General features: G+C 65.5%; 27 protein-coding genes and 1 pseudogene. 19 read left to right on the top strand and 9 right to left on the bottom strand.

Features of this window, described 5'->3' with window-relative positions; genetic code table 11:
- Positions 1 to 51: 51 nt before the first annotated feature.
- The gene (locus ACWEQQ_RS23300; protein ID WP_452349658.1) at positions 52 to 993 is read right to left on the bottom strand and encodes an acyl-ACP desaturase; all 942 of its coding nucleotides are present in this window, start codon (positions 991 to 993) and stop codon (positions 52 to 54) included.
- A 177-nt stretch (positions 994 to 1,170) separates the two neighbouring features.
- Here ACWEQQ_RS23300 and ACWEQQ_RS23295 point away from each other — a divergent pair.
- From ACWEQQ_RS23295 to ACWEQQ_RS23275, 5 genes and pseudogenes are all read left to right on the top strand, one after another.
- Positions 1,171 to 1,311, top strand: a pseudogene (locus tag ACWEQQ_RS23295) (MFS transporter); the annotation flags it as partial.
- Positions 1,312 to 1,389: 78 nt separating this feature from the next.
- Positions 1,390 to 2,289: an alpha/beta hydrolase gene (locus ACWEQQ_RS23290; protein WP_452349657.1), complete on the top strand. Its 900-nt coding sequence runs from the start codon at positions 1,390 to 1,392 to the stop codon at positions 2,287 to 2,289.
- 237 nt (positions 2,290 to 2,526) lie between these two features.
- Positions 2,527 to 3,441 (top strand): family 43 glycosylhydrolase, encoded by a 915-nt coding sequence (locus tag ACWEQQ_RS23285; RefSeq protein ID WP_452349656.1) that lies wholly within the window; start codon positions 2,527 to 2,529, stop codon positions 3,439 to 3,441.
- A 33-nt stretch (positions 3,442 to 3,474) separates the two neighbouring features.
- Positions 3,475 to 3,723, top strand: a complete 249-nt coding sequence (locus tag ACWEQQ_RS23280; RefSeq protein WP_452349655.1) for a type II toxin-antitoxin system VapB family antitoxin — start codon at positions 3,475 to 3,477, stop codon at positions 3,721 to 3,723.
- Entirely contained in the window at positions 3,720 to 4,136 is a 417-nt protein-coding gene (locus tag ACWEQQ_RS23275; RefSeq protein WP_452349654.1) for a PIN domain-containing protein, read from the top strand. Before ACWEQQ_RS23280 ends, ACWEQQ_RS23275 begins: the two co-directional genes overlap by 4 nt.
- A 51-nt stretch (positions 4,137 to 4,187) precedes the next feature.
- On the opposite strand, the gene ACWEQQ_RS23270 is transcribed toward ACWEQQ_RS23275, so the two are convergent.
- Positions 4,188 to 5,135, bottom strand: coding sequence for a helix-turn-helix transcriptional regulator (locus ACWEQQ_RS23270; RefSeq protein WP_452349653.1), 948 nt, complete (start codon positions 5,133 to 5,135; stop codon positions 4,188 to 4,190).
- A 100-nt stretch (positions 5,136 to 5,235) separates the two neighbouring features.
- Between ACWEQQ_RS23270 and ACWEQQ_RS23265 the strand changes: the two genes are divergently transcribed.
- Positions 5,236 to 5,865: a TIGR03086 family metal-binding protein gene (locus ACWEQQ_RS23265; RefSeq protein WP_452349652.1), complete on the top strand. Its 630-nt coding sequence runs from the start codon at positions 5,236 to 5,238 to the stop codon at positions 5,863 to 5,865.
- Between the two features lie 62 nt (positions 5,866 to 5,927).
- A complete protein-coding gene (gene ychF, locus ACWEQQ_RS23260) occupies positions 5,928 to 7,007 on the top strand; it encodes a redox-regulated ATPase YchF (RefSeq protein ID WP_354833494.1) in 1,080 nt (359 codons plus the stop codon).
- 552 nt (positions 7,008 to 7,559) lie between these two features.
- Here the strand turns inward: ychF and ACWEQQ_RS23255 are convergent.
- The 4 genes from ACWEQQ_RS23255 to ACWEQQ_RS23240 all read right to left on the bottom strand — a co-directional run bounded on the left by ACWEQQ_RS23255 (position 7,560) and on the right by ACWEQQ_RS23240 (position 10,071).
- Positions 7,560 to 8,054 carry a DUF5946 family protein gene (locus ACWEQQ_RS23255; RefSeq protein ID WP_452349651.1) on the bottom strand — a complete coding sequence of 165 codons (495 nt, stop codon included), beginning with the start codon at positions 8,052 to 8,054 and terminating at the stop codon, positions 7,560 to 7,562.
- A gap of 83 nt (positions 8,055 to 8,137) precedes the next feature.
- Positions 8,138 to 8,785: a DUF4232 domain-containing protein gene (locus ACWEQQ_RS23250; protein WP_452349650.1), complete on the bottom strand. Its 648-nt coding sequence runs from the start codon at positions 8,783 to 8,785 to the stop codon at positions 8,138 to 8,140.
- 107 nt (positions 8,786 to 8,892) lie between these two features.
- On the bottom strand, positions 8,893 to 9,405 hold the full coding sequence (locus ACWEQQ_RS23245) for a hypothetical protein (protein ID WP_452349649.1): 513 nt from the start codon (positions 9,403 to 9,405) through the stop codon (positions 8,893 to 8,895).
- Between the two features lie 105 nt (positions 9,406 to 9,510).
- Positions 9,511 to 10,071: a TetR/AcrR family transcriptional regulator gene (locus tag ACWEQQ_RS23240; protein ID WP_452349686.1), complete on the bottom strand. Its 561-nt coding sequence runs from the start codon at positions 10,069 to 10,071 to the stop codon at positions 9,511 to 9,513.
- 101 nt (positions 10,072 to 10,172) lie between these two features.
- On the opposite strand from ACWEQQ_RS23240, the gene ACWEQQ_RS23235 reads away from it, so the two are divergent.
- Positions 10,173 to 10,607, top strand: a complete 435-nt coding sequence (locus ACWEQQ_RS23235; RefSeq protein WP_452349648.1) for a DoxX family protein — start codon at positions 10,173 to 10,175, stop codon at positions 10,605 to 10,607.
- A gap of 155 nt (positions 10,608 to 10,762) precedes the next feature.
- On the opposite strand, the gene ACWEQQ_RS23230 is transcribed toward ACWEQQ_RS23235, so the two are convergent.
- Positions 10,763 to 11,236, bottom strand: a complete 474-nt coding sequence (locus tag ACWEQQ_RS23230) for a MarR family winged helix-turn-helix transcriptional regulator (RefSeq protein WP_452349647.1) — start codon at positions 11,234 to 11,236, stop codon at positions 10,763 to 10,765.
- 47 nt (positions 11,237 to 11,283) lie between these two features.
- Here ACWEQQ_RS23230 and ACWEQQ_RS23225 point away from each other — a divergent pair, with 47 nt between their 5' ends.
- The 3 genes from ACWEQQ_RS23225 (at position 11,284) to ACWEQQ_RS23215 (ending at position 14,772) form a co-directional block, all read left to right on the top strand.
- Positions 11,284 to 11,658 (top strand): cupin domain-containing protein, encoded by a 375-nt coding sequence (locus ACWEQQ_RS23225; protein ID WP_452349646.1) that lies wholly within the window; start codon positions 11,284 to 11,286, stop codon positions 11,656 to 11,658.
- Positions 11,659 to 11,930: 272 nt separating this feature from the next.
- Positions 11,931 to 12,755: an alpha/beta fold hydrolase gene (locus tag ACWEQQ_RS23220; RefSeq protein ID WP_452349645.1), complete on the top strand. Its 825-nt coding sequence runs from the start codon at positions 11,931 to 11,933 to the stop codon at positions 12,753 to 12,755.
- A gap of 1,195 nt (positions 12,756 to 13,950) precedes the next feature.
- A complete protein-coding gene (locus ACWEQQ_RS23215; RefSeq protein ID WP_452349644.1) occupies positions 13,951 to 14,772 on the top strand; it encodes an alpha/beta fold hydrolase in 822 nt (273 codons plus the stop codon).
- Between the two features lie 707 nt (positions 14,773 to 15,479).
- On the opposite strand, the gene ACWEQQ_RS23210 is transcribed toward ACWEQQ_RS23215, so the two are convergent.
- Complete coding sequence (locus tag ACWEQQ_RS23210; protein ID WP_452349643.1) at positions 15,480 to 16,499, bottom strand: cupin domain-containing protein; 1,020 nt, start codon at positions 16,497 to 16,499, stop codon at positions 15,480 to 15,482.
- Between the two features lie 90 nt (positions 16,500 to 16,589).
- On the opposite strand from ACWEQQ_RS23210, the gene ACWEQQ_RS23205 reads away from it, so the two are divergent.
- The 8 genes from ACWEQQ_RS23205 to ACWEQQ_RS23170 all read left to right on the top strand — a co-directional run bounded on the left by ACWEQQ_RS23205 (position 16,590) and on the right by ACWEQQ_RS23170 (position 24,854).
- Positions 16,590 to 16,910 carry an EthD family reductase gene (locus ACWEQQ_RS23205; RefSeq protein WP_356995807.1) on the top strand — a complete coding sequence of 107 codons (321 nt, stop codon included), beginning with the start codon at positions 16,590 to 16,592 and terminating at the stop codon, positions 16,908 to 16,910.
- Between the two features lie 755 nt (positions 16,911 to 17,665).
- Entirely contained in the window at positions 17,666 to 17,884 is a 219-nt protein-coding gene (locus tag ACWEQQ_RS23200) for a ferredoxin (RefSeq protein WP_379431132.1), read from the top strand.
- Positions 17,881 to 19,272 (top strand): NAD(P)/FAD-dependent oxidoreductase, encoded by a 1,392-nt coding sequence (locus ACWEQQ_RS23195; protein ID WP_452349642.1) that lies wholly within the window; start codon positions 17,881 to 17,883, stop codon positions 19,270 to 19,272. Before ACWEQQ_RS23200 ends, ACWEQQ_RS23195 begins: the two co-directional genes overlap by 4 nt.
- Before the next feature lie 14 nt (positions 19,273 to 19,286).
- Complete coding sequence (locus ACWEQQ_RS23190; protein ID WP_452349641.1) at positions 19,287 to 20,558, top strand: cytochrome P450; 1,272 nt, start codon at positions 19,287 to 19,289, stop codon at positions 20,556 to 20,558.
- Positions 20,559 to 21,163: 605 nt separating this feature from the next.
- Positions 21,164 to 21,595, top strand: a complete 432-nt coding sequence (locus tag ACWEQQ_RS23185; RefSeq protein WP_379443319.1) for a CBS domain-containing protein — start codon at positions 21,164 to 21,166, stop codon at positions 21,593 to 21,595.
- Positions 21,596 to 22,018: 423 nt separating this feature from the next.
- Positions 22,019 to 22,696: a phosphate signaling complex protein PhoU gene (phoU, locus tag ACWEQQ_RS23180; protein WP_452349640.1), complete on the top strand. Its 678-nt coding sequence runs from the start codon at positions 22,019 to 22,021 to the stop codon at positions 22,694 to 22,696.
- Positions 22,697 to 23,005: 309 nt separating this feature from the next.
- Positions 23,006 to 24,367 (top strand): flavin monoamine oxidase family protein, encoded by a 1,362-nt coding sequence (locus tag ACWEQQ_RS23175; protein ID WP_452349639.1) that lies wholly within the window; start codon positions 23,006 to 23,008, stop codon positions 24,365 to 24,367.
- 121 nt (positions 24,368 to 24,488) lie between these two features.
- Complete coding sequence (locus ACWEQQ_RS23170) at positions 24,489 to 24,854, top strand: iron chaperone (protein ID WP_452349638.1); 366 nt, start codon at positions 24,489 to 24,491, stop codon at positions 24,852 to 24,854.
- A 218-nt stretch (positions 24,855 to 25,072) separates the two neighbouring features.
- On the opposite strand, the gene ACWEQQ_RS23165 is transcribed toward ACWEQQ_RS23170, so the two are convergent.
- Positions 25,073 to 25,801, bottom strand: a complete 729-nt coding sequence (locus ACWEQQ_RS23165; RefSeq protein WP_452349637.1) for an SDR family oxidoreductase — start codon at positions 25,799 to 25,801, stop codon at positions 25,073 to 25,075.
- Between the last annotated feature and the right edge of the window lie 59 nt (positions 25,802 to 25,860).

Below are 25,860 nucleotides of genomic sequence, written 5' to 3'. Positions count from 1 at the left end.
CAGGACCGGTACCCGGTCGGGCATGCGCCGTGCGCACGCCCGACCTACCGGCTAGCCGACCCGGGCCGCTTCGCGGCTGAGGATGCGTTCGCGTTGTTCTTCGAACCGGATGACGTCACGACCGAGTTTCTCGAGGTACTGGTCGAGTATTTCGCGACTGCGTTCGCCACGCGCGGTGAAATCGGTGCGCTTGAAGACGTTCCAGGTGCGCAGGACCGGCAACAGGACCTCGTCCAGATGCTGGCGCAGATCGTAGATCCCGTGCTTGACCATCAAGACGCCGTTGCGACGCCAGTTCGGCATGCCGGTGCCGGGCATGGCGAAGGTCATCACGATCTTGGTCACCGACTCCATCGCCTGGTCGGGCGCGACGTCGAAGGCGGCACCGGTGATATTGCGATAGAACATCATGTGCAGGTTCTCGTCGGCCGCGATACGTTGCAGCATCCGATCGGCGATCGGGTCGTCGCAGACCCGTCCGGTGCTGCGATGACTGACCCGGGTGGCCAACTCCTGGAAGGTCACGTAGGCGACCTGATCGAGGACGCCGCCGAAGCCATCCGGTGCGTGGACGCCGCGGGTCAGGTGCACCATCCGGTCGTTCTCCAGCGCGACGGGGTCGACAGCGCGGGTGCACACCAGGTAGTCCCGCATGGCGATCGCGTGGCGGTTCTCCTCGGCGGTCCAGCGGCCGACCCAGGTGCCCCACGCGCCGTCCCGGGAGAAGTTCTCGGCGATCACCCGGTGGTAGGAGGGCAGGTTGTCCTCGGTCAGCAGGTTCGTGATCATCGCGACCCTGGCGACCTGGGAGAGCCGTGACTGCTCGGGCTCCCAATCGTCGCCACCCATGGCCGCGAAGTTGCGGCCCTCGCTCCAGGGCACATAGTCGTGCGGGCACCAGTCCTTCGCCGTGGACAGATGCCGGTCGATATTGGCCGCGACAACCGGCTCCAATTCCGTCAGTAGCTCGATTTGCGTCAAGTCCCTAGCCATACAGCGCCTTTCGGATTCGGTGGAAAAAACCACGGAACATACCGCTGTTCATGCATCACTGACTGCGCGGCATCGCCGCGCCTATACCCTAGACGGACGCGATGGGATTGGGGCGTATCCGGCCCCACCAGTCGAACCGCCGAGACGGATTTGCCGCATTTATGACGATGATCATGATCGTCCGCCTTCTTCCCGGGCTCGCTGGGCACCCTCGGCACCATGCTGGGCTTCGCGATCTCGTTCGTGCTGCGCCCGCTGGGCGGCATGGTGTGGGGTCCGCTGGGTGACCGCATCGGCCGCAAGGCGCGAACTGCCCTCCCTCGGTGCGGAAGGTTGACGGCACGCCGGTGTGGGTAAAGAACCCAGCATCCGTCGTTGTCGACCACTGGGGGAAATGTGCCCGAACCTGACGGTCAATTCTCTGAAATCTCCACCACCGCTCCGACATTCGTGTTCGTCCACGGCTTGACGAGCAACAGTTTCTTCTGGACGCCTGTGGTGCGCGAACTGGCATTGCTCGGACACCGCAGCCTGCCCGTGGATCTGCCCGGCCACGGGCTCGACGCCTCGATACCGCTGTCGTATCAGGCGCAGGACATTGCCGCATTCACCACCGCGCCGTCGCCGATGGCCGCAATCACCGTGCAGGACAATGTCACCCACGTCATCGACGCGGTGCGGCAGGTGCGGCGGCACGGCCCGGTGATCCTGGTCGGCCACAGCCTCGGCGGCATCACGATCGGTCTGGTCGGCAATGCCATACCCGAAGCCATTCACCGCATCGTCTACCTGTCCGCCTTCTGCCCGTCCACCCCGGACGCGCCCAGCGCCATGGCGCTGAGCCAGACTCCCGAAGCCTTGAAGGACGTCCCGATCCCGAATCCGGACCATTCGCTCTTTCTGGGAATGGAGCCGGTATCCCGCGGCCTCATCCGATTCAACCTGCGTTCGGCCGATCCCGAAGCGCTCGAGGATTTCCGGGTGACCAATATGCCCGAGGCCACGCTCGAGCAGATGCTCCTGGTACTCAACTTCGGAATGCAGCCCGAGGACGGGGCACAAACCAATTTCGCCGACGCCCGGGTCGAGGCCCACACCTGGGGACGAATTCCCCACAGCTACATACGTCTCACCCGGGACAATGTCATCTCCGCGGCGCTGGCCGCGAAAATGATCGACGACGCCGACCGCCTCACCCCGGACAATCCCTTCGATGTGCACAGCCTCGAGGCCGGGCATGCCGGTGTCATGTTCCGGGCTCGCGAGCTGGCGGCCATCCTCGATCAGCTCGCCTGAACCGACGATCAAGGCCGCCAACTGGTTTCGTCCGTGCCGGGCCGCGGCGGACCGACCGAGGCTAACGACTCGGCTCAGAGAGCCGGGTCGCCGGTACTCCGGCGTCGCTGAGCAGTAGTGCGGCGACGGCCTCCAATCCGCATGGAGACAGCGTTCGACACTGCGAACCGGGTGGTGGTGTAGGTGGCTCGGCGCGGCGGCTACGGGTCAGCTACCGGGCGCTGAATAATGCTGCGGATGAGAGCGATCCGGTGGAATCGTCGGTCGGTATTGGCTTCGATGGCCGTGCTGTCGGTTGGGGCTGGGCTCGGCGGGCGAACCGCGATCGCACGGGCGGCGGCGACCACGCGGTACACGATGACCGCGTTCACCAATAGCAGCGATACCGACCTGTATGTCTATGAATCCGAGGACGCGGCGAACTTCACGTTGTTGCGGGCCGGCGCCTACCGCCCGGCGGCCGGGCTGGTGCGGGATCCCAGTTTGCTCCGGCATTCCGACGAGGCGTACTACATCGCGTACACCACTGCCGGAGACGGCCACACCATTGGATTCGCCCGGAGCACCGACCGGCTCACCTGGACTCACCTGTCGGATTACCCGGTCCCGGTGCCGGGAGCCGAAGCTGCCTGGGCGCCCACATGGTTCGACCTCATTCCCGGATATGTCGGAGTGCTCGTCTCCATCTCGCAGGGGTACGGCTTCCGGCCCTATCTGATCGTCACGGCCGATCCGGCGCGGCCGGTGTGGAGCCCGCCGATTCCGCTCGCGGGGATCGGGCCGCAGCGGCCGGGGCACCTCGGCTACATCGACACTGCCGTCGTGGCGCGCGACGGCAACTATTACGCCTTCACGAAGAACGAATCGAGCAAGTACATCGAGCTTGCGGTCGCGACTACGCCGCTGGGGCCGTACCGGTTCATCGGCACCGGCGACTGGGCCGGTTGGGGTGCACCGCGGGAGGGTCACTGTGTGATCGAACTACCCGACGGAGGGCACCGGATCTACTTCGACGCCTACACCGAGAAGAAGTACTTCTACAGCGACAGCCACGACGGATTCCGCACCTGGACCGCACCCGTCGAGCTGCCAGGAGTGTCCGGAACCGTCCGCCACGTCACGGTCCTGCCCGAACCTGCCGGCACCCAGTAGTGCCACCAATGCTGGTAGTCTCGGATATCCGAAGTGGAGTTCCTGGATGTCTGGAGGCGTCTCATGGCCGGTTCGAAGACCCCGATCGAGATCGATGAGGAAGCTCTAGCCATCGCTGCCGAGGTCCTGGGTACCAAGACCAAGAAAGATACGGTCAACGCTGCGCTCCGCGAGGTCGGACAGCGGCTGGTTCGTATCCGAGCCCTCGCCAGGCTCGGAGAGATGGCCGATCGCGGTGACTTCGACGAGTTCCTCGACAACAAGGCGGCCTACCGCAAGTGACCCCTGCCCTCTATCTCATCGATACATCGGGCCTCTTCCGAATCCTGCAGGACAAGCTCCGTCAAGCATGGATGGATCAGCTGACGGCGGGCGTCATCGCAACCTGTCCGGCTGTCGAACTCGAGTTTCTCTACTCGGCACGCTCATTGGCGGACAGGCTCGAGAAGCAACGCCTGCTCCGGGACTTGTTCGGTTGGGTAGCCATGCCGGATCGCGTATACGAGCGTGCTGAAACCGTTCAACAGCTGATGACCGAGCAGGGAATCCATCGGTCGGCAGGACCGGTCGATCTGCTCATCGCCGCGACTGCCGAGCATCATCGGCTCACGATGCTGTGCGACGATCGCGACTTCAGGTCCATCGCGCGGATTACCGGCCAGCCAGTCGTTTTCGTCACCGAACCACCGTCCTAGCTCGCCGCACGATCTCATCGCGAAGCGATAGTTACAGAGTCCTGTCCGCGATCACGGGGTGGCGGCCGCGTAGCGGTGGGCGAGGGTGCGGATGTGGGTGACGAGTTCGGGTGGGTCGGTGACGCGGAAATCCATCATCAGCATGCTGAGGTAGATGGCGATGGTTTCCAGGCGGTCGGCTCCGGTCAGCAGGAGGCAGGAGGTGTCGTCGAGGGGTTCGACGACGCCGACTGTGGGGTTGATGCGGGCTATGACGGTTTCGGCGGGGGCCAGGACGGTGACGCGGGCGTGGACTTGCCAACCGGTGGAGGCTATTTCGCGCAGAACGAAGGCGACGAGGTCGGAGTCGGGGAGTGGGCGTGGGGCGAAATGGCGTGTGCCGACGAGGATTTTGGTGATCGACGCCACCGGGAGTGCTTGCCAGGAGTGGGATTCGAGACTGTAGGCGACCAGGTACCAGCGGCGTTGCCAGCTGATCAACCGGTAGGGCTCGAGTTCGGTGGCGTCGGCGCGCAGGGTGGTGCTGGCGCGGATGGCGGTGGCGAGGGTGGCGAGGGTTTCGGCGGAGACGGGGGCTTCGGGTTCCCGGGAGCCGGTGACGGCGGGGCCGATGTCGGTGACGGAACGCAGTGCGGTGACCTTGCGTTGCAGGCGTTTCGGGAGGATCCGGTCCATTTTCGCCTGGGCGCGTTCGAGATTGGCGTGGATGTCGGCGATGCCGGTGCTGCCGTCGGCGGCCACATTCATGGCGACGGCCACGGCGACGGCCTCGTCGTCGTCGAGCAGCAGCGGGGGCATGGTGGCGCCCTGGCCGAGGCGGTAGCCGCCGACCGGGCCGCGGGCGGCGTGCACCGGATAGCCGAGTTCGCGCAGGCGCGCGATGTCCTGGCGGAGGGTGCGGTCGGTCACGGAGAGTCGTTCGGCCAGTTCACGGCCGGTGAGGGTGCGCTCCTGGAGCAGGGACAGCAGGCGCAGCAAACGGGTTGTGGTGGAGGTCACATGAAACCCCTTCGTCCGGCCAGATGATTAGGAAGAAAACCAGCCTAATCGGGTCATACCTTTGTCTCAACGGATCGAAACGACCTGAGAGGCAAGAACAATGAGCGCCAACCCGCAGACCGGCAACTCGCCCGCCACCGTCCTCGCCCCGGCCTGGCGCGAGGTCCTCGCGGCGTCGCACCGCGCGCTCGCCGAGGTCGTGGCCGGTGTGGGCGCGGACCAGTGGGACAACCCCACCCCGTGCTCGGAATGGACTGTGACGCAGGTGGTTCAGCACGCGGCCGGTGATCAGCTGGCCTACGCCAAGTTCCTCGGCATCGGTGCCGGCCCGGCCGGCAACCCGTTCGAGCCCTCCGGCCACATCGACGGTAGCGCGGTCGAATTGGTCTCCGCCGCAATCGAACCCACCGCCATCGCCTGGGCCACCGTCACCGACGGCACCGAGACCGTGCCCACCCCGCTCCCGCACGGCGAGCTCCCCACCCCGGTAGCCGCGGTCATGTGCGCGCTCGACGCCGCGGTGCACGCCTGGGACATCGCCATCGGCACCGGGCAGCCCTCGCCGCTCACCGACGAACTGGCCGGGCACCTGCTCACCGCCGCCCGCGGCCTCGTCGAGCCGCTGCGCGACTACGGCGTCTTCGCGCCCGTCGTCACCGAACTGCCCGCCACCGGCACCCCGGTGGCCGACGAACTGCTGGCCTACCTCGGCCGCAACCCGCGGGCCTGACGAGCCGGCCCCGGACCTGCGGTGACGGAGCGGGCCGCCGGTCCGGGTAGACTCCCACTCTCGTGAGTCTCACCCTCGGAATCGTCGGCCTGCCCAACGTCGGAAAGTCGACGTTGTTCAACGCTCTGACGCGCAATGACGTGCTGGCCGCGAACTACCCGTTCGCCACCATCGAGCCGAATGTCGGTGTGGTGCCGCTGCCGGACCCGAGGTTGAACACGCTGGCCGGCATCTTCGGCTCCGAGCGCCTCGTCCCCGCGGTGGTGTCGTTCGTCGATATCGCGGGCATCGTGAAGGGCGCCTCCGAGGGTGCGGGCCTGGGCAACAAGTTCCTCGCCAATATCCGTGAGGCCGATGCCATCTGCCAGGTGGTGCGCGTCTTCGCCGACGACGACGTGATCCACGTCGACGGCAAGGTGGACCCGCTGTCCGACATCGAGGTGATCGAGACCGAGCTCATCCTGGCCGACCTGCAGACCCTCGAGAAGGCCGTGGTCCGTCTCGACAAGGAAGCCAAGGTCAAGAAGGACCGCAAGCCGGTCGCCGACACCGCCAAGCAGGCGCAGGAGATCCTCAACAGCGGCAAGACCCTGTTTGCCGCGCGCGACCAGCTGGACACCGAGCTGCTGAAGGAACTCTCGCTGCTCACCATCAAGCCGTTCCTCTATGTCTTCAACGCCGACGAGTCGATCCTCACCGACGAGGACAAGAAGGCCGAGCTGAAGGCCGCCGTCGCCCCCGCCGACGCGGTGTTCCTGGACGCCAAGGTCGAGGCCGAGCTGCTCGAGCTGGACGAGGAATCCGCCCTCGAACTGCTGGAGTCCATCGGCCAGACCGAGCCGGGCCTGCACGCCCTGGCCCGCGCCGGCTTCCACACCCTGGGCCTGCAGACCTACCTCACCGCCGGTCCCAAGGAAGCCCGCGCCTGGACCATCCACCAGGGCGACACCGCCCCCAAGGCCGCCGGCGTCATCCACACCGACTTCGAACGCGGCTTCATCAAGGCCGAGATCGTCGCCTTCACCGACCTCGTCGAGGCCGGCTCCATGGCCGCCGCCAAGTCCGCCGGCAAGGTCCGCATGGAAGGCAAGGACTACGTCATGGCCGACGGCGACGTCGTCGAATTCAGATTCAACGTCTGAACCTCTGCGAAGAATTAGGGCAGCGGGTGTATCGCTGCTGGTAGAGATTGTGCTGAGCCCTCATTCGGTGATCCGGGTGGGGGCTCTGTCGTTTTCGCCTGCACCGTGCGCTGGCCAGTTCGGTCCGCGCGGTATGCGGCTTCTTGGAAAATGGTGGGCAGGGTCGGGTCCCGGCCAGGACTCGGTCCAGGTGCCCGGCGGGATGCTCTCCTATGCGGCTGCCCGCCAGCTGGATCGGTGTGGCTCACTCATGGCTTGCCGTCCCGCCGGGACACCGTGCGGGAGTGGCTGAAAGGGGGGCATGCCCTGGCTCGAAGAAGCGGTGCCCTCCCCGTGCACGCACGCCACGAACCAGCCTCGGAGGGCAAGGCGATGACCGTCATCATCGGCATGGATCCACACAAACGCTCGGCCACCATCGAAATCATCGACCAAACCGGGCACGTACCGACCGGCGGCAGTGTCTTTGTTCGGGTGTGTCGCTGGCGGGTGGGGATGGGTACGCCGGACAGGAATTGGGGTAGGTGTTGCCGGGTGAGTTCAGCGACAACGTCATGTTGGTGATGCCATGTGGCCCAGACAGATTGGGCCCAGTCCTGGATGGCGTCGGCGTGGCCGTCGATGGAATCGTGCATCAGGCCGCGTTCGGCGACGTCGGACGGTCATGTCCCAGGGGCGGGTGGGTGCGGGGAAGGAGGGCCAGCTGAGGTCGGGTTTGCCCATGGCGCCGTGGGCGGCGCGGACTTCGTCGCTGCTGCGTCCTTGTTCGAGGGCGAGGTAGAGCCCGACGAGGGAGAAGGCGCGCCGGATCGGTCGGGGATCGGTGTCGTCCTCGCGGGTGTGCTGAGCGCCGCATGTGTCGACGGTGAGCTGATGCAGGCGACCCAGCGGCGTGTCGTTGAGGGCGAATCCGGTGACCTCGTTGTAGACCGGCCAGCATGCCAGGGATGCCTTCACCTGTGGTGTGGGTAGGGCTCCGGTTTCGGTCGGCATCGACAAACCGCATCCTGGGCATGACGTCCAGTCGTCGATGTCGCCGATCTTCACCGGAGAATCGTGTCCGTGACAAGCGATTTCATGTCCGATGCGAGCAGCTCACCGCCCACCCATTCGTGAATGCTCGGGGAGGGTTACCAGTTCGCCACGCCGGTTTGGACGGCCTGGACGGTGAGCGTGTTCAGGGGTTGGCTGCAGGTGGTTCCCGGCAGGTCGAGGAAGAAGGACGGTTTGTTGTCGGGCGGGTAGATTCGCAGGCCCTTTTCGGGGACCGGTTTGCAGTCGGCGGTCGAGTAGGCGCCCTGCCCGTTGAGCGAAGTGACCTTGGCCGAGGCCTGAGTGCCGGGGTCCAGTCGCACGACAGCGACGGGGGCGGCGGTGCTGCTGTGGTCGCGGTCGGCGGGTTTGCCGATCGGGTCGCCGTCGGGACCGTCGGTGAAGGAGACGCCCGGGTAGCCCTGCATGGTGCACGGCGTGGAGCTGGTGTTGGTGAACACGAGCGCGAAGTAGGAGTGCATGGCGGCCGCGCCGCCCTTGCCGCCGATTTTCACGCTCAGCTGATCGGTGCGGCATTCGGCGATATCCGCTGCCCCACTGGATGGTTCGGTCGTCGGCGCGGACCGGTCGTTTCCGCCGCCTGTCGGCGCCGAGGGCCCGTGGTCCGTCGTGGTGGGCTGCGGGCCTCCCGTCTGGCCGGATTGCACCGTGACCGAGCCGCACCCTGCCACCGCGACCACAGACACGGCGATGAGGCCCACCATCCGAAGGTTCCTGCTTTGCATGATCAAACTCCCTTCCCGCCGATGCATATCCGCTGCAATAGAACTCGTTGCAGTCGCAGGGTGCCCGCGCCGACCCGCCGCATCCGCGGATCGGCGAGAGCGGCTGCCTACGATCGGCACCCCTTCAACTGCACCGCCACGTCATGCGGGACTCCGAAGGTCGTGCAGTCGATCGCACTGCCGACAGTGATGTAGCGCCAGGTTCCCGTCGACGTCGCTCGGAACAGGTATCCCGAGGGCTGGGGGTTGGCAGTGGTCTGTTTCGACCACGCCATCGCCCAGCCCTGGACGCACTGCGGCTGTTTGAACTCGAGCGGACCGGTCGAGGCATGAGAGTTCACAGCCGTCTGTTGCAGGATCGCGGGGGTCACGCTGTCGCATGCCGTCGCACCCGAATCCGCCACCGGAGCCTTCTGGGTCGTGGTTTCCTGAGTGATGGGGCTCTCGCCGCCCGGCTGCACCTGACCAGCCGGTTCGGTGGTCGGCGCGGCGCTGCCGACGGCGGGCTGGGTGACACCCGCGGTCGTCGTGAGCGATCCGGCGGCCTTCGAGCTTTCCTGGCAGCCGCTGACACTCAGCACCGCCGCGATCAGCACGACCGTCGAAATAGCTACTCTCACTGTGCGTTTCCCCTGTACTTCGAAAACATCAAGATCGACAACTGGATCGCCGCCACTGCCGGGGTCGTTAACGCTCGCAGCCGGGATCTTGGGGGCGAGCTGGCTCTACCTGAGCTCGACAGCTGTGATCATGTAGCGGGCCAGTTCTTCCGGGTCCTCGCCGCCGAGTTCGGAGTGGGCGAGCGTGCCGGCATGCCATAGTGCGGCGAAGCCGTGAACCAGAGACCAGGCGGCGAGCTGCGCTGCCTTCATGTCGGCCACGGGGGTGTCCAGTTCGGCTACGCCGGTGCGCAATTCACGGCCCGAACCCTCATTGGCGGCGATCAGGCGTTCGTCATCCATGTCGAGTAGCTCGCGACGGAACATGACATCGAAATGACCGGGGTGGCTGCGTGCGAAGCGGATGTAGGCGACTGCCATCTCTCGGAAATCGCCTGCGGCGGAGTGAAGTTCATGCTCGAGCAAGCCGTAGCCCTCGATAGCGAGTTCGGTGAACAAGCCCTGGCGGTTGCCGAAATGATGAGCTGGGGCTGCATGGGAGACTCCTGCACGCTGAGCCAGGGCCCGCAGTGAAATCGAGTCGACCCCTTCGGCCGCTACCTGTTCGGCAGCGGCCTTGAGCAGCGTGGCCTTCAGATCTCCGTGATGGTAGGCGCTCCTGGGCATGCCTCGATGATCGATCACAATCTTGCCGTTGACAAGTTTGGCCACCCTTCCTAATCTAGCCACTGTCAAGTTAGCGTCTCGACCAGCTTCAGGAGCTCCCAATGGCGCCGATCATTACATTCGTCATCGTCGCAATCGTGACTCGGACCGTCGGCTGGCTGGGCTTCGCGGACTGGCTTGACTCGTGGCCGCATGCTGCAAGAATCGGCCTCGCCGCCATGTTCCTTCTCAGTGCCAGTGCCCACTTCCTGCAGCCGCGTCGCCGCGCTCTGATCGCCATGGTTCCTCCGCTGTTCCGCGATGCAGCAGCCATGGTGTCATTGACTGGATTACTCGAAATCGGCGGTGCGGTAGGCCTTTTGATTCCGTACTTCGCGCCGGTGGCCGCGATCGCCCTGGCGGTGCTGCTGGTCGTGATGTTCCCCGCCAACGTGCGTGCCGCGCGGACAGGCGAAGGGATTCATACGATGCCGTTGCCGGTCCGCTCACTGGTGCAGGCCGTATTCGTCGGTGCCTGCGTGCTCGCGGTCTTCTGACCGCGAAGCGTGCCGGCTGATCGGGGCTCGATTGGCCGCAGCCGCTGTTACCGCCTGGGAATCCAAACCCAGGCGGTTGGGGTCCCGGTGCGGTCACCCCTTAACCTACGCAGCCTCGGTGTGGCCCCAAAATGGCCCCAACTTCGACGACGCGGTCACAGCGGGCGGAAGGTCTTGGCCCGCTCGAAATCCAGTGCTTCGTTCATGATTTCGCCGAGCACGGTGCGGGCGGTGGCCACCTGTTCGGCGCCGATGCGTCCGGCGAGCCGACGCTCGTAGTCGGCGTGGAACTCGCGGACGATGCGAAGCATGTCATCCCCGCGCGGGGAGAGGTGCAGCCGTTTGGCGCGCTTGTCGGCCGGGTCGGGGCGGCGCTCCACATACCCGTGCCGGACCATCTCGTCGACGACCTTGGCCGCGCCCTGGGCGGTGATTCCGAGCTGTTCACCCAGTTGGCTTGCGGTGCAGGGGGAGTCGGTGAGCGCGCGCAGGACGTACCCGTAGGACGCGCCGAGGACCACATGACCGTGCTCGGCGAGGTGGGCGTGCAGTTGCTGCACGAACGACTGATAGGCCTGGCCCAGTAGTACGCCGAAATCCATGTGTTGACGCTCCTTTCGCGAAGACATATATTCAACTGTAGTTGAACACCTTGGTTGAACATGTAGGAGGCATCATGCCACTCATCAAATCCGCCGACGCCCCCACCTTCGAAGCTCCCCTCATCACCGCGACGGGTCTGGCCGCACCCAGCCGTGGCTCCGAGGAGAACAGCGTCTGGCGCTTCACCATGCACCCCGGCAACCCCGGTCACGCGCACACCGTGTCCCGCGAGGAGATCTTCGTCGCGCTCGCCGGAACTGCCCGCGTCGAGATGGACGGCGAGACATACGATTTCCACGCCGGCGACGCGTTGGTGATCCCGGCGAACACCGTTTTCAAGGTCTCGGTCCCCGGCGACGAGCCCTTCGAGGCCGTGGCCATCCTCCCCGTCGGCGCCTACGCCCAGGCCCCCGGAGGCGATCGCGTCAGCCCGCCCTGGGCGCAATAACCCACCACCTCAACCGATTTCACGCGCATTCGGGAGCACCAGCCATGCCCTTGATCACCGGCGCTGCCGCGCACCGTCGAGGATGGGTGGCGGTTGGGAGCAACCCGATTCTGGTCGTACCCGACGAGTTACCCCGAATGTCGCGAAATCCGTTGGCCTTTCAGGCCGGTGGTGTGACGGGGCGTGTCAGAACTCACCTTGCTGAGCACGCCCTGGCCGTCACCAATATCAACGATGTACCAGATCATGGGTACAGAGAGCGGGACAATCAGATGCCGTACTTCGAAACCCCCACCGACGGAACCCGGCTCGCTTACGAGGACTACGGCACCGGCACACCGATCGTCTTCGTCTCCAGCTGGGTGCTCAACGCCGACATGTGGGAATACCAGGTCCCGTTCTTCCTCGATCACGGCTTCCGCTGCATCATGCTCGACCGGCGCGGTCACGGTCGCTCCGACCGCCCGTCGTCGGGATACGACATCAATACGCGCGCCGATGATCTCGCCGGATTGCTCGAGCTTCTCGACCTGACCGACATCACCCTGGTCGCACACTCCGCCGGTGGCGGGGAGGTGTCTCGCTACCTCACTCGGCACGGTCAGGACCGGGTTTCCCGCGTCGCCTTCCTCGCCGCGACACTGCCCTACCTGCGCCTCACCGACGACAACCCCGAAGGTCTGCCCGACGCCATCAACGAGGCCGACATCGCCCAGCTGACCACCGACCGCCCGAAGTGGTTCGCCGACCGCGCGCAGGGCTACTTCGCTACCCACATGAATGCGGACGTGTCACCTGCCCTGGTGGACAATGAGATTCGGCGCTGCCTGTCTGCCTCGCCCTACGCCACCAGCGCTGTGCGGCGGGAGCTGTTCAACACCGATCACCGAGCCGACGTCACCGCAATCACCGTGCCCGCGCTGGTCATCCACGGCGTAGCCGACCAGTCCGTGCCGATCGAGGCATCCAGTCGGCGGACTGCGAAGCTCATCCCCGACTGCGTGTACAAGGAGTACCCGACTGCGGGACATGGGATCTACGCAACGCACGCGGCCCAGTTCAACGCTGATCTGCTCGACTTCATCAAGAGCAGCTGACCAGCCACGCACCGCCGTCAGGTCTGCCCGCATATCGCAGAGGGGTCCGGCGGCGTTCTTGTTCATCGGCTCGACGTACCCGCCGCCTCCACCTGTCGATAGCTGATTCGCGACACCCGCGCCTCATGTCGCGGCACGTCCTCATTACCGCCGTCGAACCCATACTGAACTTCGTTGGATCTTCGGCGATTACTGCAACTGCCGTCAATTGCTGCGGATGCGAACTCGCGACTGCCTCTCCGCCAGCCGTGCTTCGGAGGCGAAGGTGCTCGCGGCCAACGGAACCCGGCAACTTCACCAGTCCGGAAACCCATGAAACCACCAGCAGCCCAACACCGTTGCCGATTCCACCCAACCAGCATCAGAACAACCAGACCGCTGTGAGGAGCCAAGTTGGTCTCCGAGCAAGGAGCGCTGCACGGTCATCGTCATGCAACGGTGTGTTCGGTCGGCCTCGAATCGATACCGCCACCTGAAGGTCGCCTGCCCCGCGCCGGCCGGTTCGGTCAGCGCGGTATGCGGCATTTGAGTGCGTTCGCTTGACCGGGTTCCGGGCCCGCCGAAATCCAACGAAGTTCGGCGATTACCACCGGAATCTCATGTGGCCGGCAGCCTGGCCTTGCTCGGCGGCACAGGGGGTTTGGTACGGACGGCTGCGGAGCAATGCTCACCTGGGCCGAGTCTCTTTCACTCTTCGTGAGGAGCCGGCCGCAGTATCCGAAGTGCGGACGACAGGACTGCGTCAGCGTGATCGGTGATCGGGTACCCATGCGAGCAGCAGCCGGAGCGGGTCGGCGAGAATTTCGGGAGCGAGAGCGGGTAGTCGGCCGCTGTTCTGGGCGCGTTGGATCCGCGCGATGGTCTGCGTTCGGGTGGGGAGGTAGATTCGTTCGTGCACATCTGCATCGGGACGGGGTCGTCCGCGAATGATGCTGCCCTGCAATGGATCGGTCAGAATCGCCGCCACTCGGTGCATCCACGTCCGCGGATCACCCAGATCGTCGTCGGTATCGGGGAAGGCGATGTCGCGACGGGCAGCTGCCTGGCAAGGTAGGCAGCTTGTTCGGACAACTTTCGGGCTGCAGGCCGTCGTAGCCATCCTCATTACCTCGCACGTAATCGCTTCTCACAGTGGGGTCCTGCAGGCTCGTCCCAGGATCACCGAGATCCACCGCTCCAGCAGGAAGGCCCTCCCATGCCGTACCTCACCGTCGCAGCAGACGTGAACCTTTTCTACAAGGACTGGGGCACAGGCACTCCAGTGGTCTTCCTGCACAGCTGGTCGCTCAGCTCAGCCATGTGGCAGTACGAGATGGTCCGTCTGGCCGAGGCAGGGCTGCGGACTGTCGCCTACGACCGCCGCGGCCACGGCCGCTCCGAACAGCCCTGGGGCGGATACGATTTCGACACGCTCGCCGACGATCTGCAGGCGGTACTGGAGCAACTGGACCTGCACGAGGTCACCCTGGTCGGGCACTCCACCGGCACCGCCGAAATCGTGCGCTATCTGGCACGTCACGGTTCCGAGCGGGTCGCCCGCATCGCACTGGTCTCCTCAGCGCTGCCATACATGACGAAGACCGAGGACAACCCGCTCGGCGTGGAGCCCGAAAGCTTCGATGCCCTGCGCACCATGTGGCGCAGCGATATCCCTGGCTGGATCCGCGCCGTCTCCGAACCCTTCTTCGGCGTTGGACTGCCCGAGAACACCATCTCCCAGGAGCTGATCGATTGGACAGTGGCTGACGCCAATGCGGTGGCCACCAATGCCATGCTGGATCTGAGCCACAGCGTCACCGAGACCGACCACCGCGACGATCTGCGCGCCATCGACGTGCCCGCACTGGTCGTGCACGGCGCCGACGATCCCTTCAACCCGCTGAACCTGTGCGGGCAACTGACCGCCGAGCTCATTCCGGGCAGCGAGCTGAAGGTGTACGAGAACGCCTCCCACGGACTACACCTGACCCATATGGACCAGCTCAGCACCGACCTGCTCGAGTTCATCAAGAAGTAGCCACCCGCCCGGCCTGCCAGGGTGCGGCGTTCCTCCCACCAAGAGGGAAACAGCGACTGTCGCGTACGCGGCGCCGACCGGGCGGGCGGCCCAGACTCGGTGCCGCCCAGCACTGTTCTCCGAGATCGACATCCCGGAACCGACGTTTCCGGTCCAGATCTCTCATCGCGTGTACGGACCCACCATCGTTTGCGAGACGCGCTGATTCCGTTGGGACTCCGGACGCAAGTCTCATCCGGAACGTCCCTGGCAGACTCGCTCATCGAGCCCGCACTCGAGTTCGTTGAAGCGATCGAGGCGATGCGGCCCGAGGGGCGGTCTCGATGCGGTGCTGGCGGCGGTTCGGGACCGATCGGCGAGTCGCGTACACAAGTTATTCGGCTTCGGAACGTGAGTCGAGCTTTGAACAGGGCGTTCGATGTGCAGATAGTGGATGTCAAGAGGGTCGAGTTCCGAAGCGGATCGGCCTCTGCGAAGAAGTAGGCCGCCTGATCGATCGCTGCTGGTAGAGACTCTGCTGAGCCCCATCTGGGTATCCGGGGGGCTCAGTCGTTTTGCTGTCCGGCCTTGCGATGACCGCCTGAACTCGCGGGCATGTGCGGATGTTGGCGCGGCGGCTGCCATACTCCGGCATCGCCGACGAGGACATCACCTGCTGCGATTTCCGATTCGTGAAGCTCGGTGGTTTCGCGGCCAGTCGTGGGCCGTCAGCGACTTCGTATGTCTCGTCTCCAATGAGCCGGCGGCGTGCTGTAGCGGTTTTTGAACGCGCGGCTGAATGCTGCCTCCGATGAGTAGCCGACTCTCTCCGCGATGAGCGGGATCGAAAGGGAGGTGTCGCGGAGCAGGTCGGTGGCCGCGTCCAGGCGTACGTGCGCGAGATAGGTGGCCGGCGGCGTTCCGACGCGAGCGGTGAACCGCGCAGCGAACGCCGACCGGGAAAGGTTGGACACTCGGGCCAGTTCCTCGACTGTCCAATCGTGGCCGGGGTCTCGGTGGATGGCACTCAAGGACCTGCCGAGCTCCGGGTCGAATGCACCGGTCAGCCAGGTCGGTTCGGTGTCCTTGCCGCCGGCCCAGGCGCGCATGATCTGGATGAACATCAGATCGAGGATGCGGGAGATCATGACCGCTGATCCTTGCGAGGGTGATTGCATCTCGATTACGAGCATCCGGCGGGCGACTTCGAGCCCTTCGGGCGCTGGGGCGCCGGCGCCGCCGAGGATGATCACGGACGGCAGGCTCCCGAACAGGTGGCTCGCCTGCGGGGCGCCGATATTGAATGTTCCGCAGAGCCAACGGGCCGGCTCGGGGGTGGCGTTCTCGGCGGCGCCGGCGTGCGCGATCGCCTGCGTGTGCTTGGTTGCGTTGCTGAGGTGGTGGGAGTCGCCGCGGGGGAGCAGGACGACATCGCCGGGGCGTACGTGCTCGACGTGTGGGTGTCCGACGACCCGAAGTTCGAGTTCGCCCTCTTCGATGATGTGCAGGCTGCCGAAATCGGCGAAGCCGATCGAGAAAGTCGGCGGCGGAGCGTACGCGGCGATCCGTTCTCCACTCAGGCGGACGCTCCGGAGCAGCTCTGAGAGCAAGTCGTCCGATCGACTGTCCGCGTCGAGACTCAGCGCGGCGTCCTCGAGCGCCGGCGGGCTGGCACGCTTCTGCGGCGATCCGAGCGAATCGGCGTGCGCCGCTGGACGATTGGCAAGATTTCCTGGCGGAGCGGTCATGGTCGCTACCTATTCCTCCAATTACTGTCGACAACCGTGAGCGGGTGCGCTCGCTGGTATCAAACCGGAGATTCAACCGAGAGGTCAGCCATGACGGAGCAAGGCAATCCCACCAGGATCAGCTTTGTCTATTCCAACCCCACCGACCCGGACGCCTTCGAGGCGGCTTATCCCGAGCAGCTCACGCTGGCGCGCAAGCTCCCCGGCCTGACTCGGCTGCAGACGTCGAAGGTCTGGCCCAAGGAAGACGGCAGCCCGACCCCGGCGTATCGAATGCTGGACCTGTACTTCGCCGACTACGCGGCAGCCAGCGCCGCGGCCGCAGAGGCGGGTCCCCTTGTCGCTGCTACGGTCGAGCACGCCACCGGTGGCGTAGTGATCGCCTTCGCAGAAGTCCTCGAGGACGCCTAGCCTCGGCCGATCACGGCAATTGTGTCCTGCTTGTTCCTGATTGAAGGAAAGATGTTCCGACCTGGCGCTGGCCACTCCGCTCGTGACCAGAGGTTATTCCGCTTCGGAACTTGACGCGGCCAGGAGACGGCGGCCCTCGATGCGGGCCAGGACGTCGGAAATGGTTGCGCAGCAGTGATATTCATTGATCGCCTCACCCGTTCGAACCTTGGCGGAGTGATCGTTGGCTCGCCGCCGCTGTCCGATGTCAAGTGGGTCGAGTTCCGAAGCGGATTAGCCTCTGCGAAGAAGTAGGTAGTGCAGCGTATCGCTGCCGGTAGAGACTCTGCTGAGCCCCCATTCGGTGTCCGGGTGGGGCTCAGTCGTTGCGCCAGCGCCGTGCGCTGGCCGGTTCGGTCAGCGCGCCATGCGGCACTTGCGGACGTTCCGTCGAGGTCAACGGACCGAGGTCATCTCGGCGCTGTTGATCTTCGAGTCGCGGCGGTTGGCGGCTTTGAACCGCGCGGGAAGTGGCGCCAGACGCAGACGTTTCGGCTGGCATGAGCGTGCACCGCCGGCGAATGACGGGATCCTCGACGTCAGGTCTACGAATCCTTTGTATCGGGTGCTACGAATCCTTTGCGAGGTGCCCGCCCGGCACCGGTACTTCGGGGCATGATCGTCTTCTGGGAGTTCACGTCGGCCCTTGCGGGCGCGCGTTTCCGGCCCGCAGGGGTGGCCACATCGGGACATGGTTCGGGTGAGGAGCTGAGGGTATGCGCATCGTGGTTGATCTGAATCGGTGCCAGGGGTATGCGCAGTGTGTTCCGCTGGCGCCGGATGTGCTCGAAATGCTGGGTGAGGAGGCGCTGGCCTATGACCCCAACCCTGATGACGCGCAGCGTCAGCGGGTGTTGCGGGCGGCGGCGGCATGCCCGGTGCAGGCGATCGTGGTGGAGACCTATACCCCCGACGGGCCGGAGCCTGTGGAATGAGCACCGCGTCATTGGCCGCTGACCTGGTCAGGATGTTTCGCGCCGAGGGGCGGATCGTGATCGTGGGGGCGTCGCTGGCCGGGCTTCGTGCCGCGGAAGCTTTGCGGGACAAGGGCTTCTGTGGGCCTTTGACCCTCATCGGTGATGAGACGCACGAGCCGTATGACCGCCCGCCGTTGTCCAAGCAGGTGCTGAAGGGCTGGGTTCGCGCCGATCACACCAAGCTTCCCCGCATGCGGGACATCGACGCGCAATGGCGGCTGGGTGTGGCCGCGACCGGTTTGGACCGAGTGAGCAAACAGGTTTTGCTGGCCACCGGAGACACGGTGCCCTATGACCGGCTGCTCATCGCCACCGGCGTTCGCGCACGGCCGTGGTTCGACCCGGCCGAGGGCGCCCTGCAGGGGGTGTTCACGGTGCGCACCTGCGATGACGCGGCCCGGCTGCAGGCGGCACTGCGGGCAGGCCCGAAGCGGGTTCTCGTCGTCGGCTCGGGGTTTGTCGGCTCGGAGATGGCATCGGTGTGCTGCGAGCTGGGGTTGCCGGTGACCGTCGCCGAGCGCGGAGGCGGGCCGCTGGTGGGGCCGCTGGGCGGGGTGATCGGCGACATCGCCGCCCGGATGCAGCGCGGCGCCGGCGTCGACCTGCGCACCGGCGTGTCGGTGGAAGCCCTCGACGGCGATGCCGGCGGGCATGTGCGCCGGGCCCGGCTCTCGGATGGGACCACGCTCGATGTCGATGTGGTGGTGGCGTCGTTGGGGTCGATCCGCAACGTCGAGTGGCTGGCAGGTGCCGGACTGGCCGCCGGTTTCTGGGGAGTCGGCTGCGATGCGGGCTGTCGCGCGTTCGACATCAACGGGGTGGTGACCGACAACATCTTCGTGGCCGGGGATGTCGCGCGTCAGCCACACGTGCTGTACGGGTATCAGTTCATCTCGATGGAGCACTGGGACAACGCGGTGTGCGGGGCGCAGGTCGCCGCGAACAACATGATCAACCTGGAGACCGAGCGGCGACCGCACTTGCCGCTGCCCTCGTTCTGGTCGGGCCAATTCGGGGTGAACATCAAGGGTGTGGGGGTGTGCTCGTTCGGCGATGAGATCGTGTTCACCCAGGGGTCTCCCGAGGACTATCGCTTCGCCGCGGCGTACGGCCACCGCGGCCGCATCGTCGGGGCGGTGACGTTCAACCATGGCAAGTGGCTGCCGTACTACGCGGCGATGATCGAGCGCTCGGCACCGTTCCCGCCACCGCCGCCGGGCTATGACCCAGCGCCCGACCCGGCACCGATGCCGGCCCGCTTCCCCGATCCACGAGTGCCGACCGAGCTTCCCGATGTGGTGCTGACCGGTCACGACCCCACCTCACGAGGCGCCGAGTTCCACTGACCAAGGGAGCCAGCATGACTGCAGCGAGCGCCTGGGCGGAGGCGATGAAATACGAACACCGCGCCGACCCGTACCCATTTTTCGACCAACTGCGCCAGACCCCCGTGGCGCGGGTGGCCGACGACCTGTACGTGGTGACCGGGTATCAGGAACTACTGACGCTTGCGCACGACCCCCGGGTCAGCTCCGATATCAGCCGCAGCCCGCTGGGAGCCGCCCTGACGTCAGGCGCCGACTCGGAGCCCGGCGCCGAGGACATGCAGGCCTACGGTCGCCGGCCGAGCATCATCGTCTCCGATCCCCCCGAGCACGATCGGGCGCGCCGGCAGGTGATGCGCCACTTCATCTCACCGCATTCACCCGATGTCATCCCTGGCATGGAGCCCGACATCGTGCGGTTGTGCAACCAGCTGCTCGACGCCGTCGAGGCCAGCGGCACGACCAGGCTGGATGTGGTCGACGATTACGCCTATCCGGTGCCGGTGATGGTGATCTGCAAGATCCTCGGGGTCCCGTTCGCGGACGAACCCATGTTCCATGCCTGGATCTACGACATGTTGGCCGGCACGGATCTGGGCCCGGACGCGACCACCGAGCAGGGCAAGGTTCGCGCCGAGAAGGCCCGCGCAAGCGGTGACGCACTCACGCGATATCTGGCCGGCCTGGTCGAGCAGCTCCAACGCAAGCCGGGACCGGGATTGTTGTCCGAACTGATTCACGACGACGGCCCCGATGGCCCGATGCCGGCCCAGCAGGTGCTGTCCAATGCGAGGCTGCTGCTGATCGCCGGTCACGACTCGACGGTCAATACCATCACCAACTGTGTGATGACGCTGCTGCGCAACCCCGGGTCCTACGACCAGGTCCGCAGCCGACCGGAGCTGGTCCCCCGCGCGATCGAAGAGGTCCAGCGGCTGCAGGCGGCGGTGCAGTTCTTCCCCAGCCGCAGCGCCACCGCCGATATCGACATCGCCGGCACCGTCATCCCGAAAGGGGCGGCGGTGCACCTGGTCTACGCCGCCGCCAACCGCGACCCGAACCGCTTCGCCAACCCGAACCGCTTCGACCTCCAACGCCCCGACAACGAACACTTCGGCTGGGGCAGCGGCATCCACACCTGCCTGGGCGGCCCGCTCGCACGGCTGGAAGTCAACCTGGCGCTGGAAACCTTCCTACGCCGCGTCGCCACGCCCCGCCTGGTCGTCGACCCGCCACCGTATCGGCGAAGCCAAATCTTCCGCGGCCCACGACACCTGCTCATCGACTTCGACCACATCACCGACTGAGCAGCCAAATGACCGCACCACGTTCAGGCTAAGCCATCGACGGCATCGGCATGTTGGCATTACTGCTTGCAAGTCGGCCGACACCAGATCAGCCCCGCTGAACCAGGACTGCGGAACCGACCAAAGATGCGCCGCATAGGAGCCATTACAGCGCGTCGGTAGGCGCCGACGTCAGATGCCCGGTCGTCCGTAGAGGTTATTCGGATTCGGAACTCGAGGTGCTCCGCTCGCGAACGGGCTCTGCGGCGTCCTCATCTGCGGAAGATGCTGTGTAACAGCACATTCGGGATGGTAGGTTTCTGATCATGCTGGTCATCGGCACACACTTCGGGTTCAACGTCAATGGGGTCGAATTCAGATTCAACGTCTGAACCTCTGCGAGGAATTACGGCAGCGCGTGTATCGCTGCTGGTAGAGAATCTGCTGAGCCCTCATTCGGGGATCCGGGTGGGGGCTCGGTCGTTTCACTTGGGGCTGCGCGATGGCCGATGCTGTCAGCCGCGGTCAGCGGAGGAACAGAACATCCAGCTATCGATTCTGCTGCGCCGCCGACCGCGACGTCGTTACCGTTGGAGAGGTCCGTAGCTCCCTATCTGGAGGTGACCATGACTACCGCTCGCGACATCATGCACCCGGGCGCGCATTGGATGACCAGCACAGACACCGTTCAGCGCGCGGCGCAGGTGATGCGCCAACTAGGGGTTGGAGCCTTGCCGATCGGCGACAAGAACGAGCGCATGATCGGCATCATCACAGACCGCGACATCGTCGTGAAATGCACTGCCGACGGCCGTGATCCGGCGAAGATGTCTTGCGCCGAGCTGTGCGAGGGCACGCCACGGTGGATCGATGCCGATGCCGACGTGCAGGACGTACTGCACGAGATGGTGAGCCATCGAATCCGGCGACTGCCCGTGATCGAGAACAAGAGGATGGTCGGCATGATCAGCGAGGCAGATCTGGCCAGGCATCTGCCTGACAATCAACTCGCCGAATTTGCCGGACACATCTACTCGGCGGCTCCTGGGCAGCGCTGAAGTACGCCGACAAGTCAATGTGGTCTCAACGGGTCGGCACACACGCGGACCCGTTGAGATCGCAGGTATCTTCCTGCGTTGCTGGGTGGTCGCACTGCCAGCGCTCGGTCAGCCGCCCCGACCATTGATCTTTCGAGGGTCCGCGCCGGCCGGTCAGGTCCGCGCGGTATGCGGTATGTCCGGTGGGGTGCTGGGTTCGGGCTGGCAGGCATACGTTTCCCGGGGCGTGCGGCTGTTGGCGTTGCAGGCCAGACCCGGCGGGTCACCGCGGCGTGAAAGCTATGGCGGTTCGACGGCGACCAGACGCACCTTCGACACTGCCGAGTCGGAGTCGGCGGGATGGGCGGAGACATTCACCGAGCCCCGCCGTTAGCTTATTTCTGCTGGTCAGCGGAATTGTCGTGGTTCGACGAAGATGGAGCCATGCGGACCGAGTATCACGCGAGTCTCGCTCGTCTCGCCACGCTGCTCGTTGCGATGAGTCTGCGTGATCGCGACGCGGTCGCGGCGGCGACGAACGCGTTGCTCGACGCCGACATCGAACAGGCCGAGCACGCTATCGACGTGTGCGCGGAGGTCGAGACCATGCGTGATCACTGCGAACAGGCCGCGGTCGATCTGCTGGCCCGGCAAGCACCGGTCGCCAGTGAATTGCGCCAGGTCGTGACTGCCCTGCAGCTCGTCGGCGACCTCGCCCGCATGGGCACCCTGGCGAGCCACATCGCCAGGACCGCCCGACGCCGGCACCCCGGCCATGCCGTCCCGGACTCGGTCCGCCCCATTGTTGTGAACATGGGTGCGGCTGCGGTCGCCATAGTCGCCAGCGCCGCAGCGGTTTTGGAGTCCCGCGATCCGGAAGACGCCGCACGACTCGATCAGCAAGACGACGTGATGGACGAACTGCACCGCGAACTGTTCACTGCGGTGCGCGGTCCGGACTGGCACGACGGAGTCACTGCCGCTGTCGATCTCGCTCTGCTCGCCCACTACTACGAGCGGTTCGCCGATCACGCCGTGCAAGTCGGACGCCGCACGATCTTCCTCGCCACCGGCGAAAACCCACAGACCTGGCTCGCCGATCGGCAATCACTCGACACCTGACCGCGCGCGAGACCTCGGACACGGAATGCTTGTCCGACACCGTACAATTGTCAGAAGAGGATGTCCTGGGCATCGGTCTCGCTGCTGGCCGATACCGCACGGGATGCGGCGTTATCGTGCGCTCTCCCTGCGAACTCATGCACAACTGTCATGACCTTCGTTGGTCCTATCCGCCTGTGCGATTTGCTATAGAATTGCTGGTTTGGGTGCGGGTCTGATCGGAGGCGGTTCGCATCCGTCGAGTCATGGGGTGCGGGCAGTGTCGTGGCCCGGTGGTGGCCAGGAGAACTTCGAGACGAAGGCGGCTCGATGACGGACTTCGACTATTGCGTAATCGGTGGCGGATTCGCGGGATTGACGGCTGCGTTGCGGCTGAAGCAGGCGGAGCGATCGGTGGCGGTGCTGGAAGCCCGCGACCGGCTCGGCGGGCGCACCTTCACCGAGGTGCGCGCGGACGGTTGCTGGATCGACCGCGGTGGTGCCTGGATAGGGCCGGGACAGGACCGCATCCAGGCCTTGATGAACGAGTTCGGGGTACGGAGTTACCGGCAGTACACCGACGGTGAGGCCATGATGGTCGTCGACGGCAAGCAGTACCGCTACAGCGGCACGATCCCGTGGTCGATGAGCCCTTGGGCGTCGATGAATCTCGGCGCGAGCTTCGTCGAGCTGGGGCACCTGTGCAAGTCGATCCCGCTGGAGGCGCCGTGGGAGGCGAAGAAGGCCGACAAGTGGGATTCCATGAGCCTGGCGCAATGGCTGGATCGCACCGTCTGGTCCAAGCCCGCCCATGATCTGCTCGAGACCGCCATCGCGGGCAGTTACACCTCGGCCGCCTCGGAAGTGTCGATGCTCTTCGCGCTGTATCAGATGGCATCGGGAGGTGGGCCCAACTTCGTATTCGGCGTCAAGGGCGGCGCCCAGGACTCTCGGCCGGTCGGGGGCATGGGTGCGATCTACCGGCCGATGGCGGCCGAGCTCGGCGACTCGATTCACCTGTCGCAGCCGGTGCACAGTATCGAGCAGGACGCCGCCGGGGTCAGGGTGCACGCGGATGGATCGACGGTGCGCGCACGTCGGGCGATCGTGGCCGTCCCCCTGGCGATCGCCGGTCAGATCCGGTACGAGCCGATGTTGCCGGTCGATCGCTCGCTACTGCATCAGCGGGTGCCCAGTGGCTCGGTCGTCAAGATTTCCGTCGTGTACGACGAGCCGTTCTGGCGGCGCGACGGGTTGTCGGGTCAGTCCGCCGCGCCGGGATCGCCGGCCACCGTCACCATCGACGGCTGTACCGACACCGGGCGGCCCGGGGTCCTGTGCGTCATTTCCGAAGGGCCCGTCGCACGGCAGATCGGTCGACTCGATCCCGCCGAACGCAGGACAGCGATACTCCATGAATTGGTCACGCGATTCGGCGAAAAAGCCGGTGTCCCGGTCGACTACATCGAGCAGGACTGGAGTGCCGAGCGCTATTCCGGCGGCGGGATGCTCAGTCACACGCCGACCGGTGTGCTCACCCAGTTCGGCCGAACGCTGCGCGAACCGTGCGGCCGTATCCACTGGGCCGGAACCGAGAGCTCGGCCGTCATGTGCGGTTGGGTCGACGGAGCCATTCGCTCGGGTGAACGTGCCGCGAGCGAAGTGCTGCAGCACGAACTCGCCGCGGTCTGAGGCCGGCCGATGGGCCTCGGGCCGGGCTTCCAGCGGTTCGCGGCAGCCTCCCCACGCCACGCACCAGCAGGTCAGCAGCTCACTACGGGCGCGCTACCCCGTTCCTGGATAGCCTCGTGGAATGGTGCAGAGCAAGGCAGTCGACGTCGATGGCTATCTGACCGAGGTTCCCGAGGAACGCAGGGGCGCGCTGGCCGAGTTGCGGCGGCTGTGCCGAAAAGAGCTGGTGGGCTTCCACGAGGTCATGGCGTACGGGATGCCCGCATACGAGCGGGACGGTGCCGCGGAGATCGCGTTTGCCAGCCAGAAGCAGTACATCTCTTTCTATCTCATGCGCAGTGACGTCCGTGAGGCGTTCGGGGAACAGCTGGCCGGGCAGGACATGGGCAAGGGCTGCCTGCGGTTCCGCAGGCCGGAGAACATCGACTTCGACTTGCTGCGAGATCTGCTCCAGGCAACGGCGGCCCGGCCCGGCCCGATCTGTTGACCAGGCCGTGCCCGGGCCGCCATACCGCCGTTGGTGAGTCGGCTGAAGATGTTGTGTAGCAGGGTGTTTCGCTGCCCGATCGGCGTGCGTACGGTCTGGGAGAGCGGCCTGCGACGCACGCTCGTGGGTGGCGGTCGAGCGGGTCGAATTCCGCTTCAACGTCTGAGCGGCGTCAGGTATGAGCCCGCCTGGGTGTTGCTGTTCGTCGCGTAAGCGGGTCAGGAGAGCCAGTCGGAGTAGTGGGTGGGGGCGAGGTGGGCGTTTTTATCGGTGAGGACGTCGCCTTTGACTTGGGCGAACATGCCGGCGGTGGGGTCGGTGACCACGGTTCGGCCGTCGCCTTTGCGGGCCAGGGTGATTCGGCCCAGTTCGTCGAGGGGGAAGATGTCGGGGCCGGCGATGTGGCGGGCGCCGTTCAGCGGGGCGCCGGTCGCGACTTCTGCTACCGCGGCGGCGACGTCTTTCGCGGCGATCGGCTGGATCGGTGTCGTGGGCAGTCGGACGGTGTCACCGTCGGTGGTCCACGACAGCACGGCGTCGATGAACTCCATGAACTGTGTCGCCCGGACGATGGAGTAGGGGATCGACCCGGCCGCCAGGATGTTCTCCTGCAGCACCTTTGCCCGGTAGTAGTCCAGATCCTGCGCCTGGTCCGCACCGATGATCGACAGGATGACGAAATGGCCCACGCCCTGGCTGCGGGCAGCGGTCACGAGGTTGTCCATGGAGGTCTGGAAGAACGCCGGGGAGGCCTCGTCGAAGGTCGGGGAATTGGTCAAGTTGACGACGACGTCGGCGCCGGCCAGGGCTTCGTTCAATCCTTCGCCGCTGATCACATCCACACCGGTGGAATGCGAGTGCGGCATCGCCTGGTGTCCGGCGGCGTTCAGATCCTCGACGACCTGCGATCCGATCAGTCCGGTGCCGCCGATGACTGCGATTTTCATGAGGTGTCCTTCCGGGTGGTGTATCGACCTGTCTGGTTCCGTGAAACCTGTTGTGGTTC

It is taken from the genome of Nocardia sp. NPDC004123, from assembly GCF_053603795.1.
Note: the sequence above shows the minus strand (reverse complement) of the source record. Positions and strands in the feature narration are given on the sequence as shown.

What these genes read in the sequence shown, in the direction of transcription:
- ACWEQQ_RS23300 (WP_452349658.1), bottom strand. Translation starts at nt 993, where the DNA reads ATGGCTAGGGACTTGACGCAAATCGAGCTACTGACGGAATTGGAGCCG.
- ACWEQQ_RS23285 (WP_452349656.1), top strand. Translation starts at nt 2,527, where the DNA reads ATGAGAGCGATCCGGTGGAATCGTCGGTCGGTATTGGCTTCGATGGCC.
- ACWEQQ_RS23265 (WP_452349652.1), top strand. Translation starts at nt 5,236, where the DNA reads ATGAGCGCCAACCCGCAGACCGGCAACTCGCCCGCCACCGTCCTCGCC.
- ACWEQQ_RS23250 (WP_452349650.1), bottom strand. Translation starts at nt 8,785, where the DNA reads ATGCAAAGCAGGAACCTTCGGATGGTGGGCCTCATCGCCGTGTCTGTG.
- ACWEQQ_RS23240 (WP_452349686.1), bottom strand. Translation starts at nt 10,071, where the DNA reads ATGCCCAGGAGCGCCTACCATCACGGAGATCTGAAGGCCACGCTGCTC.
- ACWEQQ_RS23235 (WP_452349648.1), top strand. Translation starts at nt 10,173, where the DNA reads ATGGCGCCGATCATTACATTCGTCATCGTCGCAATCGTGACTCGGACC.
- ACWEQQ_RS23230 (WP_452349647.1), bottom strand. Translation starts at nt 11,236, where the DNA reads ATGTCTTCGCGAAAGGAGCGTCAACACATGGATTTCGGCGTACTACTG.
- ACWEQQ_RS23225 (WP_452349646.1), top strand. Translation starts at nt 11,284, where the DNA reads ATGCCACTCATCAAATCCGCCGACGCCCCCACCTTCGAAGCTCCCCTC.
- ACWEQQ_RS23220 (WP_452349645.1), top strand. Translation starts at nt 11,931, where the DNA reads ATGCCGTACTTCGAAACCCCCACCGACGGAACCCGGCTCGCTTACGAG.
- ACWEQQ_RS23215 (WP_452349644.1), top strand. Translation starts at nt 13,951, where the DNA reads ATGCCGTACCTCACCGTCGCAGCAGACGTGAACCTTTTCTACAAGGAC.
- ACWEQQ_RS23210 (WP_452349643.1), bottom strand. Translation starts at nt 16,499, where the DNA reads ATGACCGCTCCGCCAGGAAATCTTGCCAATCGTCCAGCGGCGCACGCC.
- ACWEQQ_RS23205 (WP_356995807.1), top strand. Translation starts at nt 16,590, where the DNA reads ATGACGGAGCAAGGCAATCCCACCAGGATCAGCTTTGTCTATTCCAAC.
- ACWEQQ_RS23200 (WP_379431132.1), top strand. Translation starts at nt 17,666, where the DNA reads ATGCGCATCGTGGTTGATCTGAATCGGTGCCAGGGGTATGCGCAGTGT.
- ACWEQQ_RS23195 (WP_452349642.1), top strand. Translation starts at nt 17,881, where the DNA reads ATGAGCACCGCGTCATTGGCCGCTGACCTGGTCAGGATGTTTCGCGCC.
- ACWEQQ_RS23190 (WP_452349641.1), top strand. Translation starts at nt 19,287, where the DNA reads ATGACTGCAGCGAGCGCCTGGGCGGAGGCGATGAAATACGAACACCGC.
- ACWEQQ_RS23185 (WP_379443319.1), top strand. Translation starts at nt 21,164, where the DNA reads ATGACTACCGCTCGCGACATCATGCACCCGGGCGCGCATTGGATGACC.
- phoU (WP_452349640.1), top strand. Translation starts at nt 22,019, where the DNA reads ATGCGGACCGAGTATCACGCGAGTCTCGCTCGTCTCGCCACGCTGCTC.
- ACWEQQ_RS23175 (WP_452349639.1), top strand. Translation starts at nt 23,006, where the DNA reads ATGACGGACTTCGACTATTGCGTAATCGGTGGCGGATTCGCGGGATTG.
- ACWEQQ_RS23170 (WP_452349638.1), top strand. Translation starts at nt 24,489, where the DNA reads ATGGTGCAGAGCAAGGCAGTCGACGTCGATGGCTATCTGACCGAGGTT.
- ACWEQQ_RS23165 (WP_452349637.1), bottom strand. Translation starts at nt 25,801, where the DNA reads ATGAAAATCGCAGTCATCGGCGGCACCGGACTGATCGGATCGCAGGTC.